18 protein-coding genes are annotated in these 14738 nt (G+C 63.2%); 7 read left to right on the top strand and 11 right to left on the bottom strand.

Annotation, left to right across the window (positions count from 1 at the left end):
• Window positions 1-8: 8 nt before the first annotated feature.
• Window positions 9-203: a hypothetical protein gene (locus GCT13_RS49260; protein WP_152759593.1), complete on the top strand. Its 195-nt coding sequence runs from the start codon at window positions 9-11 to the stop codon at window positions 201-203.
• Window positions 204-545: 342 nt separating this feature from the next.
• Here GCT13_RS49260 and GCT13_RS15735 read toward each other — a convergent pair whose 3' ends face one another.
• The 3 genes from GCT13_RS15735 to GCT13_RS15725 all read right to left on the bottom strand — a co-directional run bounded on the left by GCT13_RS15735 (window position 546) and on the right by GCT13_RS15725 (window position 2957).
• On the bottom strand, window positions 546-995 hold the full coding sequence (locus GCT13_RS15735) for an ester cyclase (protein WP_152759589.1): 450 nt from the start codon (window positions 993-995) through the stop codon (window positions 546-548).
• Window positions 996-1331: 336 nt separating this feature from the next.
• Window positions 1332-2078 carry an SDR family NAD(P)-dependent oxidoreductase gene (locus GCT13_RS15730; RefSeq protein WP_152759587.1) on the bottom strand — a complete coding sequence of 249 codons (747 nt, stop codon included), beginning with the start codon at window positions 2076-2078 and terminating at the stop codon, window positions 1332-1334.
• A 189-nt stretch (window positions 2079-2267) separates the two neighbouring features.
• Window positions 2268-2957: a CBS domain-containing protein gene (locus GCT13_RS15725; RefSeq protein WP_152759585.1), complete on the bottom strand. Its 690-nt coding sequence runs from the start codon at window positions 2955-2957 to the stop codon at window positions 2268-2270.
• Window positions 2958-3138: 181 nt separating this feature from the next.
• On the opposite strand from GCT13_RS15725, the gene GCT13_RS15720 reads away from it, so the two are divergent.
• Window positions 3139-4098 carry a universal stress protein gene (locus GCT13_RS15720; RefSeq protein WP_152759583.1) on the top strand — a complete coding sequence of 320 codons (960 nt, stop codon included), beginning with the start codon at window positions 3139-3141 and terminating at the stop codon, window positions 4096-4098.
• 69 nt (window positions 4099-4167) lie between these two features.
• Here GCT13_RS15720 and GCT13_RS15715 read toward each other — a convergent pair whose 3' ends face one another.
• The 3 genes from GCT13_RS15715 to GCT13_RS15705 all read right to left on the bottom strand — a co-directional run bounded on the left by GCT13_RS15715 (window position 4168) and on the right by GCT13_RS15705 (window position 5883).
• Entirely contained in the window at window positions 4168-4632 is a 465-nt protein-coding gene (locus tag GCT13_RS15715) for a universal stress protein (protein WP_152759581.1), read from the bottom strand.
• Between the two features lie 116 nt (window positions 4633-4748).
• Window positions 4749-5276, bottom strand: coding sequence for a flavodoxin family protein (locus tag GCT13_RS15710; RefSeq protein WP_152759579.1), 528 nt, complete (start codon window positions 5274-5276; stop codon window positions 4749-4751).
• 136 nt (window positions 5277-5412) lie between these two features.
• Window positions 5413-5883, bottom strand: coding sequence for a universal stress protein (locus tag GCT13_RS15705; RefSeq protein WP_152759576.1), 471 nt, complete (start codon window positions 5881-5883; stop codon window positions 5413-5415).
• A gap of 275 nt (window positions 5884-6158) precedes the next feature.
• Between GCT13_RS15705 and GCT13_RS15700 the strand changes: the two genes are divergently transcribed.
• The 3 genes from GCT13_RS15700 (at window position 6159) to GCT13_RS15690 (ending at window position 8503) form a co-directional block, all read left to right on the top strand.
• Window positions 6159-6563 (top strand): response regulator, encoded by a 405-nt coding sequence (locus GCT13_RS15700; protein WP_152759574.1) that lies wholly within the window; start codon window positions 6159-6161, stop codon window positions 6561-6563.
• A gap of 17 nt (window positions 6564-6580) precedes the next feature.
• Complete coding sequence (gene fnr / locus GCT13_RS15695; protein WP_152759572.1) at window positions 6581-7354, top strand: fumarate/nitrate reduction transcriptional regulator Fnr; 774 nt, start codon at window positions 6581-6583, stop codon at window positions 7352-7354.
• 468 nt (window positions 7355-7822) lie between these two features.
• Window positions 7823-8503, top strand: a complete 681-nt coding sequence (locus GCT13_RS15690; protein ID WP_152759570.1) for a hypothetical protein — start codon at window positions 7823-7825, stop codon at window positions 8501-8503.
• Window positions 8504-8582: 79 nt separating this feature from the next.
• On the opposite strand, the gene GCT13_RS15685 is transcribed toward GCT13_RS15690, so the two are convergent.
• The 3 genes from GCT13_RS15685 to GCT13_RS15675 form a co-directional block, all read right to left on the bottom strand.
• Entirely contained in the window at window positions 8583-9068 is a 486-nt protein-coding gene (locus GCT13_RS15685; RefSeq protein WP_152759568.1) for an aminoacyl-tRNA deacylase, read from the bottom strand.
• A gap of 193 nt (window positions 9069-9261) precedes the next feature.
• Entirely contained in the window at window positions 9262-10236 is a 975-nt protein-coding gene (locus GCT13_RS15680; protein WP_152759566.1) for a cysteine synthase A, read from the bottom strand.
• 88 nt (window positions 10237-10324) lie between these two features.
• Window positions 10325-11173 (bottom strand): LysR substrate-binding domain-containing protein, encoded by an 849-nt coding sequence (locus tag GCT13_RS15675; protein WP_152759658.1) that lies wholly within the window; start codon window positions 11171-11173, stop codon window positions 10325-10327.
• Between the two features lie 117 nt (window positions 11174-11290).
• Between GCT13_RS15675 and GCT13_RS15670 the strand changes: the two genes are divergently transcribed.
• Together GCT13_RS15670 and GCT13_RS15665 are read left to right on the top strand one after the other, a co-directional pair.
• A complete protein-coding gene (locus GCT13_RS15670) occupies window positions 11291-11995 on the top strand; it encodes a haloacid dehalogenase type II (protein ID WP_152759564.1) in 705 nt (234 codons plus the stop codon).
• A 41-nt stretch (window positions 11996-12036) separates the two neighbouring features.
• Entirely contained in the window at window positions 12037-12822 is a 786-nt protein-coding gene (locus GCT13_RS15665) for an aldolase (protein ID WP_152759562.1), read from the top strand.
• Between the two features lie 54 nt (window positions 12823-12876).
• Here the strand turns inward: GCT13_RS15665 and GCT13_RS15660 are convergent, their stop codons facing one another.
• Both GCT13_RS15660 and pdxA read right to left on the bottom strand, forming a co-directional pair.
• Window positions 12877-13644 (bottom strand): DeoR/GlpR family DNA-binding transcription regulator, encoded by a 768-nt coding sequence (locus tag GCT13_RS15660; RefSeq protein WP_321574378.1) that lies wholly within the window; start codon window positions 13642-13644, stop codon window positions 12877-12879.
• An 89-nt stretch (window positions 13645-13733) separates the two neighbouring features.
• Window positions 13734-14732, bottom strand: a complete 999-nt coding sequence (pdxA, locus tag GCT13_RS15655; protein ID WP_152759560.1) for a 4-hydroxythreonine-4-phosphate dehydrogenase PdxA — start codon at window positions 14730-14732, stop codon at window positions 13734-13736.
• Window positions 14733-14738 lie beyond the last annotated feature (6 nt).

Below are 14738 nucleotides of genomic sequence, written 5' to 3'. Positions count from 1 at the left end.
GCGGCAGGATGAGCGAACTCGATGACGGCAGTCTGCGCGGCGGACGGATGGCGTTCGACAGGCATGCGATGAAACGTGCGAATTGCGTCGCGAATGGTGCTTTGGATGGCGCGAGGGATGAGAGTCTGGTGGGGAAGTGGATCGCTGTATCCGCTGTTCGAAGATGCAGCGATCCAGATGAGTCTGGAATCGTGCGCTGGTGAGTCAGCTATCGGAAGCGCTCGTGGCGGAATCGATGGGCTCTTCGCTGCTCACAGAGGCATCGTCGGGTTCGATGCGCGCGCAAAGACACGCCTCGTTTCTGGTTTGACGTTCGAGCAACGCAAGAAGCTCAGGGCGCAGTCCATCACCACGTTGAGCCGCGAGAGCATGAAGCGCGAGAAATGGCAGCATGGTTCAACTCCTGTCAGGAAGGCATGCCAAATTTCCCGCAGCGAGCGGACAGACACACTCCGTTTCTTGCTGTCTCATCGAAGCAGATAGCGCGCGCCGTCTTTATTGCGGCGCGCCGTCGGTCCACACCGACGGCGCCCCGCCACGCGCGTTCAAACGGTCTTGATGAGCCCCAATTGCGTAAGCGCAGTCACGCCGTCATCGAGGCCGACTTCTTCGACGATCTTGCCGTCCTTCAGGCGCAGCACCGTGGTGCCCGTGAAATGCATCTTGCGGCCCGATGCCTGCGGCAACGTTCCCGCGAGGAAGTCGCTGAAAGCGGGGCCCGTATGCGTGCCGCCCCCTTCCCAACGACCGACGACGAAGTCGCCTTCAGCGATGAGATCCGCGGCGCCCCAGAAATTGAGGTCCGGAAAGGCGTTGCGAAAACCGGTCATGAATGCCTTGATGTCTTCGCGGCCACGACGCGGCTCGTGCAGCGAATATTTGAGCAGCATGTCCGGCGCGGCGATCTCGTCAACGACGCTGAGGTCGCACGCCTCGCCCCAGAAGCGGGTGAACCAGCGGCCTACGATCGCCTTGTTGTCATCTTCCTTCGACATGTTCGACTCCTTGCTGAGCTTGATCACGGAGAAGCAGGATTGCTTCACCTGGATACGAACATATCGAGCGCCCTACATCGCGGCCATCCGATTCTTGCTGCAACATTCAATTGCGCTTTTTTATGGCTCTCGTTCGAATGCGGGTCTTGATGGCGCTTCAGGAAACGAAGCGTTGGCGTCGTAGCGAAATGGCTTGAACACAACATTAAAAAGCCAAAGGACGTGCGTGTCCTTTGGCCTGAAACTACTTCGATGATCCGCGTGAAGCGACAGCTCATGCAGCCGCCCGGCCGGACCGCGATCCGATCCAGGCCGGGCCATGCACGGCAGTCGCGCTCAGCGCATGCCGCCGCTTGCGATCAGATGTTCGCCCGTCAGCCAGCGCGCGTCATCGGAGGCAAGAAACACGGCGACCGATGCGATGTCATCCGGTTGGCCCGCACGGCCGAGCGGCGTCTGGCTGAGCGCCATCGCCTCGAAATCCGAGCCGACGATGCCGGCCTCGTGCGTTCCCTCGGTGACGACGAAGCCCGGATTGATCGCGTTGACGCGAATCTTCTTCGGACCCAGCTCGCGCGAAAGCACACCCGTGATCGCGTCGACGGCGCCTTTCGTGCCGCTATACACAGCCGTTTCGGGAGGCGTGATGCTGCTGGCTACCGAACTCACGTTGATGATGCTCGCGCCTTCGCCGAGATGCTTCACGGCCGCCTGCGTCGTGAGCAGCAAGCCGAGCACGTTCGTATTGAACTGCTTGTGGAAATGCTCTTCCGTGATCTCTTCGATCGGAGCGAACTCGTAAATGCCTGAGTTGTTGACGAGGATATCGAGTCGCCCATACGTTTCGATGGCGGCATCGACAATGCCTTGCGCGTCCGCTGCTTTCGACACGTCGCCACGAACCGCGACCGCCTTGCCATTTGCCGCGATGATGCCGGCGACGACGGCGTCGGCGGCCGCCTTGCTGCTTGCGTAATTCACGACCACCGAAGCGCCCTCTGCCGCCAGCGCTTTGGCGATACCCGCTCCGATACCCTTCGATGCGCCCGTGACCACCGCGACCTTACCTGCGAGCCTGCTCATATCGTTTTCCTTCAAGTTGTGCCATACCCAGGGGCAGGACGGACGGGTTCGATAACCGTCCGCCCCGGCGATGGAGTAAATCTAAACACCCCATCTCCCGCGATAAAGCGGCTCGATACGAATTGACTGGCAGGAATCGCCGAACAATCGGCAAAGCGCGTCGTGGCAATCCGTGGCAGGCCGTACTCGTCACATCAATGGCATGACGGTCGGATAACTCAGATGCGCTCGCGCTTCCTTCACGCCTTCGACCTCGAGCGCGGCGATGCAAATCGCCCTCTCCTCGTCTTCCGACTGGATCACGCCCCACAGATGCGCGACGCCATCCTTGACGATCACGTTCTCCTTCGATAGCGCCCACCGCTTGTCGCGCAACGCGGCGACGATCGCTTCGGCGATTTCGCGGTCGCTGCTCGCGGACTCCGACTGTGCCGCCACAGGCGCGCTCGCGAGCGCGCGGATCAGATTCGCGCGGCTCACGATGCCGACGAGCTTGCCGTCCCGAAGCACGGGCACGCGCTTGATGCGGCGCTTTTCCATCAGGTCGGCAATGTTGCCGACAGGCGTCTTTTCATCGACGGCGATTACCTCGCTGCTCATCACATCGCTCACCAGATGTCCGTGTTCCTTGACGAAAGCACTGGCAAGATTGCGTGTCGACGAGAACAGTTCGAGCCAGCTCGACCGCCTCGTTTCCGTGCCGGTTTCAACCCGGTGCAGCAGGTCTCCCTCGCTCACGATTCCGACGAGCGCACCGCTTTCGTCGACGACGGGCATGCCGCTGATCCTGTTTTCGACGAGACGTTTTGCAGCTTCTTGCACCGTCATATCCGGTTGCGCGCAGATCACCGACGGCGTCATGACATCCATTGCGAACATGATGTTCTCCTTGGCAGATGCCTCCACTATGTGCGGCCCGACGCTGGACGGCTTGACTGAAGTCAATCCGTCCGCAGGCGGCGCGCGATGCGAACAGGAAGCACGTTGAACATGATCAACCTGGCGACGCGGATCGGTAGCACAATCGGCCTGTATTGCATTTGCCATCGCGGAGAGCGCCATGACCGATCCCGTTGCTTCGAATCCCATGCCGGGCCGTGCGTTTCAGCGTGTGCTGGTGGCCGTCGATGGCACCGAGGCGTCCGTGCGCGCGGCCGAGTATGTGAATGCACTGTTCGCCGGCGAAGCGCAAATCGCGCTGGTGTCGGTCGTACAAAGTCCGCACACGTTGTTTCCACTCGGCGCGACGGCGCGGAACGTTCTCGCCGCCGCACGCGACGAACTGCTTCAGGACGCGCGCACTGCGCTGCATGAAATCGAGGCGATGTTTTCGGGTACCCAGCCGGAAACCGAACTCGTCGAGCTATCGAAGCACAATGGCGATACGGTTCAAGCGCTGCTCGACGTCGCGGCGCGCTGGCGTGCGGATCTCGTCGTGATGGGCGCACGGCATCATCACGGACTGTCGCGTTGGGTCGAAGGAACGGTGTCGGAGCCCGTCACGCAGCGCACCGGTTGTTCGCTGCTGCTCGTACCCGAGAACAGCCGCGTGCCGACCAACAGGCGTCCCGAGCGAATCGTCTTCGCGCTGGATGGCAGCGTGCATTCGCTCGTTGCATTGCGCATGGGCCTTCAGTTTGCTGCGGCGAATACCGAATTGCGCGCTGTCTACGTGCTCGACCGCGCGGTACACCTGTTCGATTTCGCGCCCGTCGATATGCTCGAAAACGCCTTTCTCGAAGAAGGGCAAACGGTGCTGGAACTCGCCGCGCGCATCTTCGCTGAACATCAATGGTCGGCCAACACGGCCTTGATCGAAACGAATCGCGCCAACGACGATGTGCCGCATGCGATCGTGCGCGATGCGCAGCGCTGGAATGCCGATCTGCTCGTCGTCGGCACGCACGGGCGGCGTGGCCTCGCGCGCTGGTTTATGGGCAGCGTCGCGGCTCGTACGCTGCGGCTCGCCGATACGCCCGTTCTGCTCGCCCGCGCGCCCGAAGTGGAACAGGCGCCATGAGTCGGGAGCGTGCGGGCGCGGGTCTCTTCGGCGATCAGTCTTGCGCGATCACATCCGTCACGAGGGCTCTCACGCTTCAGCTTCTTCTTCGCTGCCGCGAACGAGCAGCACGGGACACTGCGAGAACCGCACGAAGCGTTCGGCGACGCTGCCCAGCACGATCCGCTTGACGCCCCTGCGGCCGTGCGTCCCGAGCACCACGAGATCGGCGCCGATACGCTCGGCGCAACGTTGCAGCGTCTGCGAAACGTCGTCGCTCAGGTGTTCCGTCTCAATCAGTTCGACCGCGCATTCGACATCGGACTGCTTGCACGCCGTCTTGGCGCCGTCGAGTGCAGCGGCGCCGTCCTTGCGCAGCGCCTCCGTCAACGCGACGGGATCGTAATAGCCGGCGTAACTGAAAAGCGGCGTCGTATCGACGACGTAGACGGCATGCACGGTGCCATGCGTCAGCGCCGCCATTTTCACCGCCTCCTGCAGCGCCTCTTTCGACGTGTGACTGCCGTCTACGGCAACCAGAATCTTCTTGTACATGGTGAACCTCCTTGATGTGCTCGCGGACGTTGAAACGTGACGACCTGTGGACCAAAAATTGACGCAATGCGACGAACGCTCCGCTCGCTCATTCAGCGCGCTTCCCTATGCGCGACCTAAGTCATCCATTCGGCCTCGTGTAGTTTCGCCAACCTGTGCCTGATCTTCTGCCCGAATCCCTGGCGTTTCGTGCCATCGATGCGCCGCTGCAAATCGCGAGCCGTGATCGCGCAAGTGGCCAGCGGCGATTTGGCCGCGGCCTTCGCCATCTGTTCCAGCGCGGACTCACTGCCGCTCCCGCCCAGCGAGCAGAACAGCGCGAGATGCCGGATCGCCGCGCCATGTTGCTTCAGCCACGCAAGCGCGGGCGCGGAAGCATGGCTCGCCCACACGGGAGAGCCGACGACGATGGCATCGTATGCGGACAGATCGTGTATGGGCGGCATCACCTTGACTTGCCGGTGGCACAGCACATCGATCAGCGAACGCACGTAGCCGCGCGCCCCCGCACGCGCCGCAAGTTCGCCCTGCTCGCGTATCGCTTCGATGTCGGCGCCGAGCTCGGATGCAAGCAACTCCGCGATGCGCCGCGTCGTGCCGCTGCGCGAGTAATACACCACGAGGATCCTGCATTGCGCGGACATGGCGGGTTCTCCATTCAGGCGCTCTCGATGACGCCATCTGCATTCAGCTTAAGCGCCTCGCCCGATGAACGCGTGATCCAGATCAATCGCGTACGCGCGGTGTCACTGCGCTTCGCGGCCCGCCAACCCGCCCGCCTCAGCCCTGCGACGGCGAATGCTCGGAGGAATCGTGGCGCACGATCAGCACGGGTATGTCCGTCGAGCGGACCAGCGATTCCGCCACGCTGCCGAGCAGAAAACGCTGCACGCCGCGCCGCCCGTGCGTGCCCATCACGATGAGATCGGCTTCGCATTCGTCCGCGACCCGCGCGAGCACGGCGGACACGTTTTCCGCATACGCATCGATGGCCCGCACGCTGCCGCGCACGCCCGCTTCCTCGAACATCCGCTCCGCTACGGCGAGCGCCGCGGCGGCCGCATCGTTCGCGAGTCCGGCGGGCCCGGGTTCGGCGTTGAGCGGATTCGCTTCAGCGGGCCATTTGCCGCGATCCAGCACGCACAGCGCCTCGATCGTGCCGTTCGACAGTTGCGCGAGCTTGACGGCTTCGCCCAGCGCGCGTTCTGCGCTCGGACTGCCGTCGATCGCGACCAGTATCCGTTGATACATGATGAACTCCCCGAAATGCGCACGCCTTGCCCGACATGGGCAACGTCGCCCACGTGCGACGACAGTGTCCTTCGGCGACGGAATTCCCGATTGATACAGGTCAACGCCATTCAGACCAGCATACGCTCATCGCGACGGCATGGATTCGCGGACCGGAGGGAGCGGGCACGTCATCCGGCTTGTAGGAATATTCCTATAACGCCTGCCGAACCTCCTAGGTGCGGTTAAAGCGCCGCCGATATGTTTTCGAGATAAGACCGTCGATACTGATTGCCATGGATGCCGCCACATCAACCACCGTATCGAAGGTCTATCTCGTCGACGACGCGATCGAGGTCAGGCGACGCCTGGCGTGCCTGCTCGGCGCGATTGCCGGCGTCGAGATCGCCGGCGAAGGCGAAGATGCGGACGAAGCGCTGGAAGGCATCCTGGAGTCGCACGCGGATGTCGTCGTGATGGACGTGCGCCTCGCTGGGGGAAGCAGTCTCGCGCTCATCGAAGCGCTCTCCCGCGCTCGACCCTCCATCATCAAGATCGTTTTGACGAACCACACTGCGCGCGCATTTCGCGATGCGTGCGCGGCGGCAGGCGCTGATTTCTTCTTCGACAAGACCGCCGAATTCGATGCAGCCTGCCACACCATTCAGGCCATTGCACAGTCGCGCCGCGCGCGCTCGTGAATGAACAGGAGCTGACCATGCTTGCCGCAACCGCTCAAGTATCCGACCACCCGATGACGCGCGCCCCCAAGATCGTGCCGATCCGGCCTGTGCAGCCGGCGCCCGTGCGCGCGACCCGCTGCTCTGCCTGTTCGATGCGGACCATCTGCATGCCGCCCGAGTTGAGCGTCGACGATCTGGCCAAACTCGATTCGATCATCTGCTCGACGCGTTCCGTCAAGCGCGGCGAGACGCTCTACCGCTCCGGCGATGCGTTCCAGAGCATCTACGCGGTGCGCGCCGGCTCGTTCAAGACGGTCGTCATGCATCGCGATGGCCGCGAGCATGTGACGGGCTTCCAGATCGCGGGCGAGTCGCTGGGCCTCGACGGCGTCTGCGCGGGCCATCAGAACTGCGATGCGATCGCACTCGAAGATAGCGTCGTCTGCATCATTCCGTTCGCGCAACTCGAAGTGCTCTGCCACGAGATGAAGCCGATGCAGCATCACATCTATCAGATGATGAGCGGCGAGATCGTGCGCGAATCGAGTCAGATGATGCTGCTCGGCACCATGACGGCCGAGCAGCGCGTCGCGACGTTCCTCCTCAATCTGTCGCGGCGCTTCAAGGCGCGCGGATTCTCGGCCGCCGAATTTCATCTGCGCATGACGCGCGAAGAAATCGGCTGCTACCTCGGGATGAAACTCGAAACCGTGAGCCGCATGTTCTCGAAGTTCCAGCGCGAGCGGCTCGTCCACGCGAACGGCAAGACGATCCGCATCGTCGATGCCGAGGCGCTGGCGCGCGTTTGACGGCCGCGCTCGGTCTTGTGTATCGCTGACGCTCGCGGCGGCGTCCTCTTGCCGCATTGATTGCCCGCACGCGTCGGCATGGCTCGGCTGTCGAAGACACGGCCACGTCGAACGTGCAGCGGACTCCATCTTTCCTTCCGGGCTTGCGCCGCGCAATGCGGCGCCCGTGCCGCATTTCCCGCCCACGCCCGCCTCGCTTTCGACATCCGGTTATCTGAAGCGCTATGTGTGCTATAGCGCATCTCGCGCGCGCGAATGCTGGCAACTTAAATCACATCATGCTGACCGTCTGGATGAAGCCAGGCGCCATCCGGCGCCTGGTGGAAGCCCTGATGGTGCAACTACGAAGGCGCAGCATGAAGCGTTTCGGGATGTTTCCGCAGGGAGGCGGAATGCGATCGGGGAGCATAACGGGACATTGGCATTGACTTGCGTTTGCCGTGTACGACCACAGGCGAGGTAACAACCATGAGAATCAGGACATTGCTCGGGTCCGCGGCCTTGACCGCGACCCTGGTCCCGGCCCTGCTGTCCGCTACCGCGTGGGCCGATGGACCGAAGTCGGCCTATGACAATGGGGGCGTCAGCAATGCATCGCTCGACCCGGGCGAAGAGCAGATGACCGCCGATGACGAAAACAAGGCGCGCATGAAAGATCTCAGCGATGCCTATCACAACGGCTACAACGCCCGCGCGAAGGAGGATGCCGAGACGTATGCGTCGCTGAAGGAACAGCTGAAGCAACCGTCGAAAGCGTCGGTGCAGCAGCCTCCGCCGTTGCCGCCCGGCGCGCCCGGCGACGACGCCGCCCAGGTGAGGCGCGTCAGTCAGCCGCGTGTAGCACAGCAGGCGCTGCAAACCCAGCCGGCGTATGAGGACGAAGCAGCGCCCGTGCAGTACGCGCCTGCGCCGCGGCCGCGCTATCGGCCCGCGCCCATGTATGCTCAGGCGCCCGCCTACGACGAACCTCCCGAAGAACCGGGCACCGTCGTCTTTCAGCCTTATCAGCCGCCCCCGCCTGTGCAGTACGTACCCGTCTATCAGCCCGTCTATGTGAGTCCGCCTGTCGTGCAGCAGGTCGTGCCCGCACAGTACGCGGCGTCGTGGCCCGTTTATCGGCCGCGCTATTACGGGTATGGCTGGCGATGAAAAGATAGACGCCGAACAGCGGCTGGCCCCATAGCCAGCCGCGTCCGGCGAACGGAAATCAGCCCCGAGGGGCTTGCGCTCACACGGTCATCCCGTGCATCCGGCGTCCGAAATGCGCGCGCTCGGCGCTGTCCATCAGCGCGAGGAACTGCTCGGCGTCCATGTGCACCAGTTCCTCATGATTGCCCGCCTCGAAGTAGACGTCCGGCTGACGGGCCAGGCTTTCGTCGAGATAGGTTTTCATGCCATAGGCGGCGCATACGGGCGGCAGCGCGCCGTATTCGCAGTCCTTGAACAGTTCACGCAGATCGATTTCTTTGGCGAGCGACAGGCGGCGCCCCGTTTTCGACCAAAGCTCGGATAGCCTCACCGCATAGGTCGACGGCAGCACGGCGGCGATATAGCCTTGCTCGTCTTCGAACAGCACGGTCTTCGCGAGACGATCGCCGGGAATGTGGGCGGCCGCCGCCGTTTCCATGCTGGAATGGCTGTACGGATGGCGCAGGATTTCGTACCGGGAGCCCTTGTTTCGCAGGCAGTCCTCGAGCGTTGCAGACATTGACATGGCGCACCTCCTTTCGAACAAACGGAGAGAGGGAAATAGTTCGGCTGCATCCTTTCAGGATAGTTCGCTCGCGGGTGAAAAGCAGGTTGACGTCGTCAGCGTGATGCGGGGCTGCATGCCTGTCCGCCGCCAGCCGCCAGCCGATGCCCGCATCGCAGCGCACTGCACGCGTCGTCTCGTAGCGCCGAGACGTTCAGCCGGGCGTCAGCCCCTTCTCCTTCAGCCATTCGAAATTGAACAGCCGGCTCCGATACAGCTCGCCGCGATCGCACAGCAGTGTCACGATCGTATGACCCGGCCCCATCTGGCGCGCAAGCGATACGGCCGCCGCAACGTTGATGCCCGTCGAGCCGCCGACATACAGCCCTTCCTCGCGCAGCAACCGGTACACCATCGTCACGCACGACTGATCGTCGATGCGGCACGCGTCGTCGATTGCCGTGCCTTCGAGGTTCGCCGTGACACGCGACGAGCCGATGCCCTCGGTGATCGAGTTGCCTTCCACCTTGATGTCCCCTGTCTTCACGAAGCTGTAGAGCCCGCTGCCGTGTGGATCGGCGAGCACGATCCGCACGCCGGGGTTCTTTTCCTTCAGGAAGCGGCTCACGCCGGCGAGCGTGCCGCCCGTGCCCGTCGAGCACACGAACGCATCGACCTTGCCTGCCGTATCGCGCCAGATTTCGGGGCCCGTCGTTTCGTAGTGCGCCTGCCGGTTCACCACGTTGTCGAACTGGTTGGCCCAGATCGCGTTGTCCATTTCCTGGGCGAGACGTCCGGCGATCTTCTGATAGTTGTTCGGGTCTTTGTACGGCGCAGCGGGCACGGGCCGCACTTGCGCGCCGAGAACGCGCAAAAGCTCCATTTTCGCGGGCGATTGCGTATCGGGAATCACAATCACGCAGCGATAGCCCCGCGCCGCGCAGATATGCGCGAGGCCGATGCCCGTATTGCCCGCCGTCCCTTCGACGACCGTGCCGCCGGGCTTGAGCGCGCCGCGCCGCTCGGCGTCCTGAATGATGTAGAGCGCAGCGCGGTCTTTCACGGAACCGCCCGGATTCAGAAATTCGGCCTTGCCGAGAATTTCGCAGCCGGTCTCCTTGCTGAGCGCCGCGAGCCTAATGAGCGGCGTATTGCCGATGCATCCGACGAAACCTTGCAATACAGCCATGAGCGTCCCCTTTCGAACCGTCGGCAGTGCGACCTGCCATACGGAAAGAATAGGCGAAGCGCTCGCGAGGTCGTTTCGCCGCAAGCGGCTAGATCGTCACCGCTTCGCGCAGGAAGTCCACCAACGCCGACTGCGTAGCATTCATCGTGCCGCCCGCGCCGATCAATGCGAGCTCCGTCGGCGGCAGACGCGGCAGGTCGAAGCACACGCTGTGCTCGGAAAGAACGGCTGTCGTCGGCAGCACGGTAATGCCCAGACCGGAGGCCACCGCGGCCTGAATGCCCGTCAGGCTGTGACTGCCGAACGCCACGCGCCAGCTGCGCTGCGCCTGGTCGAGGCAGCGGATCGCGCGCAGCCGATAGACGCAGCCTTGCGGAAAGAGCGCGAGCGGAATCGGCTCGCCGCTCTCGTCGGGCACTTCGATCTCGCGGCCGCGCACCCATACCAACGACTCGGGCCATGACGCAAGACACTGGCCGCTTCCCGGCTCGCGCTTCACGAGCGCGATTTCGATCTCGCCACTCGACAGCTTGCGATGCAGATCCGCGCTCATGCCTGCGACGGTTTCGAGCCGCGCCTCCGGCCTTTCCCTGACGAAGCCGGAAAGAATCGACGCCATGCGCTTCGCGTCGAAGTCTTCCGGCACGCCGATGCGGATCGGCGTGCGCCACGCGTCGCTCGCGAGCGCGTCCTGCGCTTCCTGCGACAGCGCGATCAGACGCCGTGCGTATTGCGCGAGCAGTTCGCCGTGTTCCGTCGCCGTGACCTGGTTGCCCGTGCGGTCTCTCAGGAGCAGCGTGCGGCCCACCATCTCTTCGAGACGCCGCACTTGCTGGCTGACGGTCGATTGCGTGCGATGCACGCGATCGCCGGCACGCGTGAAGCTGCCCTCGTCGACGACGCAAACGAGCGTGTTCAACAGATCGAGATCGAGCATGGCGGGCGCCCTCATATTTACGTTTTCACTGACAGTGACATTTTAATTTAATTTCCCAATAACGGTCGCCCGGCTTAGCCTGTTGTTCATCTCGACGCTTCGGCAAAGGAACGAACCATGTCGCTCGACAACACACCTCGCCCTTCGTGGCTGACCTTCGATTGCTACGGCACGCTGATTCAATGGGACGAAGGCTTGCAGGCCGCCGTCGCGGAAATACTCGCCAACAAGGGTTCATCTAGGATCGATCCACTCGAACTGATCGCCGTCTATGACAGGCACGAGCATGCGCTCGAACAGACGCCGCCTCATCGCAGCTTTCGCGAAATCGCGGGCGAAGCACTGCATATCGCGCTCGGCGAATTCGGCCTGCGTGTGGACAGCAACGATATCCGCACGCTCACCGACCACATCTCCGCGATGCCGCCGTTTTCCGAAGTGGTCGAGTCGTTGCGCGCGTTGAAGGAAAGGGGCTATCGTCTATGCATCGTGTCGAACACGGACGATGACGTGATCGCAGGCAATGTCGCGCAACTCGGCGGCCATATCGATTGTGTGATCACCGCGCAGCAAGCGGGCGCGTACAAACCGGACCGCCGGCTTTTCGACTATGCTCACGAACAGCTCGGCGTATCGCGCGACGACGTGGTGCATATCTGCGCAAGCCCGCATCTGGATCATGCGGCCGCGCGCGATATCGGCTTTCGTTGTGTGTGGATCGATCGCGGCACGGGACGCAAGCTCTTGCCCGACTACACGCCCGACGCAACCGTGGCGACGCTCGACCGCGTGCCGCCGCTCTTCGCATCGCTTGGCTGGTGAACATCGGCTGGTGAACATCAAAGGCAAGAGGATCGTTCTTCATGGCTCATATGCTCAACGTCAGGACCACGGCTGTCTCGCGCCGCGCCACGCTCGACTCGGACACCGTACGCGCCGCTCGCGTCGAACTCGCGGCCTGCTTTCAGCTGGCGGCGCAATACGGCTTCGAAGAAGGGATCTGCAATCACTTTTCGGCTGTCGTGCCGGGGCATGACGATCTCTTCTTCGTCAATCCGTACGGCTTCGCGTTTTCGGAGATCACGGCGTCGCAGCTCCTGATCTGCGATTTCGACGGCAACGTGATCGACGGCGACGGCCAGCCCGAAGCGACTGCCTTCTACATCCACGCGCGCCTGCATCGTGCGTTGCCGCGCGTGAAGGCCGCGTTTCACACGCATATGCCGAACGCGACCGCGCTGTGCCTGATCGAAGGCCCGCCGCTGTTGTGGCTCGGACAGACGGCGCTGAAGTTCTATGGCCGAACCGCCGTCGATGAGCAGTACAACGGCCTCGCGCTCGACAATTCGGAAGGCGATCGCATCGCGCAGGCAATGGGCGACGCGGACATCCTGTTCCTGAAGAATCACGGCGTGATGGTGGCGGGCGCGAGTATCGCCGAAGCGTGGGACGATCTGTACTATCTGGAACGAGCCGCCGAAGTGCAACTCAAGGCGATGCAGAGCAACCGCCCGCTCAAGGCCGTGCCGCACGACGTCGCGCAACGCACCTATGAGCAGATGAGGCTGGGCGACAAGGAAAGCGCGCGTGCGCATCTGGACAGCGGAATGCGTCGCCTGCGCGATGAGGGGAACCGGTTTGAGTTGTGAGTGCCCGCGATGGCGGCGTGTTCTGCTTTCATATGCCCGTCGCGAGCATCCCGCTCACGCCACTTCGACCGTCACTTCGGGCAGCGCGCGAAACGGCGCCAACAGTTCCTCGGTCGCCGCCGAAGAAGTAATGAGCCGCCAGTCGCGCTGAATGGGCGTCCAATGCTGCTGACGCGCGCGCCCTAGCTTCGCCGAATCGGCGAGCACGATGATCTCAGCCGCGCGGGCCACGATGCACTCTTTCAGATAAGCCTGCTGAGCCGTCGTCTCGCACAGGCCGAAACCCGCGACGACACCGTCCGCGCCGAGAAACGCGCGATCGACGGTCAAGCGGCTCAGGATCAGTTCGGCCAGCGGCCCGAGCGTGCTCATGCTCGAACCGCGCAACTCGCCGCCGATCAGCGTGAGCCGCACGCCCGTTGCATTCGCGAGCGACGTCACCGCGAGCAGATTGTTCGTCACCACATGCAGGTTTTCTCGCGTGCACAGATGGCGCGCGAGCGCGGCACACGTCGTTCCGCCGTCGAGCAGCACCGTGTCGCCCTCCCGGACATGCGCGGCAGCCGCTTGTGCAATCGCTTCCTTCTGCTCGCTCTGCGCCGCCTTGCGTTCTTCGAGCGACGCTTCCGGCTCATGCACGCCGACCAGCGCCGTCGCGCCGCCATACGTGCGCACGAGCCGCCGCTGTTTTGCGAGCGCGGTCAGATCGCGCCGGATCGTCGCTTCCGATACACCGAGCGCGGCGCACAACTCTTCGACGTTGGCATCGCGCGTACGAACGAACTCAAGAATTGCCTGATGACGGTCAGTCGTTTTTTTCACATCGGCAGCAGCGTGAGAAAGGGTCTCGATCTTACACCAGCGATGCGCGTGCACGGCACGGATGCGCCGCGTAGCGCGCCTCGCTTCGATTAACGGCGCGTCGCCAGTTCCGCGCCCTGACGCAGCGCTTCGAGCATGCTGCCTTCATCGACGATGCCCTTGCCCGCGATATCGAACGCCGTGCCGTGATCGACCGACGTGCGGATCACTTCGAGCCCCACCGTCACGTTCACGCCCGCTTCGAGGCCGAGCACCTTCACGGGACCGTGACCCTGGTCGTGATACATCGCGACCACCAGATCGAAGTCGCCGCGGCCCGCGCGGAAGAACAGTGTGTCGGCGGGCAGCGGACCCGTCACATCGAGGCCGCGCTCCTGCAGCACCTTGACGGCGGGAATGATCTTCTCTTCTTCCTCGCCGTAGCCGAACAGGCCGTTCTCGCCCGCATGCGGATTGATCCCGCACACGCCGATGCGCGGCTTCTCGATGCCCGCCTTCACGAGCGTCGCGTAGCCGCGTTCGATGGTCCGCTGCACGAGACCCGGCTCGATCTTGCGGATCGCGTCGATGATGCCGATATGCGTCGTCACGTGAATCACGCGCAGTTGCGGCGCGACGAGCATCATCGACACTTCTTCGACACCCGTCAGATGCGCGAGCATTTCCGTGTGTCCCGGATACTTGTGGCCGCCTGCGTGCAGCGCTTCCTTGTTGAGCGGCGCAGTGCAGATCGCGTCGATCTTGCCCGCCTGCGCGAGCTCGACGGCGCGCTTGATGTACTGGTAAGCGGCATCGCCGGCCAGCGCCGACAGTTGGCCGAACGGCAGGTCGTCGGGAATGAGGCCGAGATCGATGCAGTCGATCGTGCCCTGCTCGTAGCGCGCTTCCGATGCATCGCCGATGCGGCGTATCTTCATCTCGCCGCCGACGATCTGATTCGCGCGTTCGAGGCGCTTCGCGTCGCCGATCACGAGCGGACGGCATTGCGCGTAGACGGACGAATGCGCGAGGCTCTTGACGACGACTTCCGCGCCAACGCCGGCTGCATCGCCCATCGTGATGCCGATTACAGGAAGATAGTTGCTCATGATGTG

The organism is Paraburkholderia franconis (assembly GCF_009362735.1).
Taxonomy (GTDB): domain Bacteria; phylum Pseudomonadota; class Gammaproteobacteria; order Burkholderiales; family Burkholderiaceae; genus Paraburkholderia; species Paraburkholderia franconis.
Note: the sequence above shows the minus strand (reverse complement) of the source record. Positions and strands in the feature narration are given on the sequence as shown.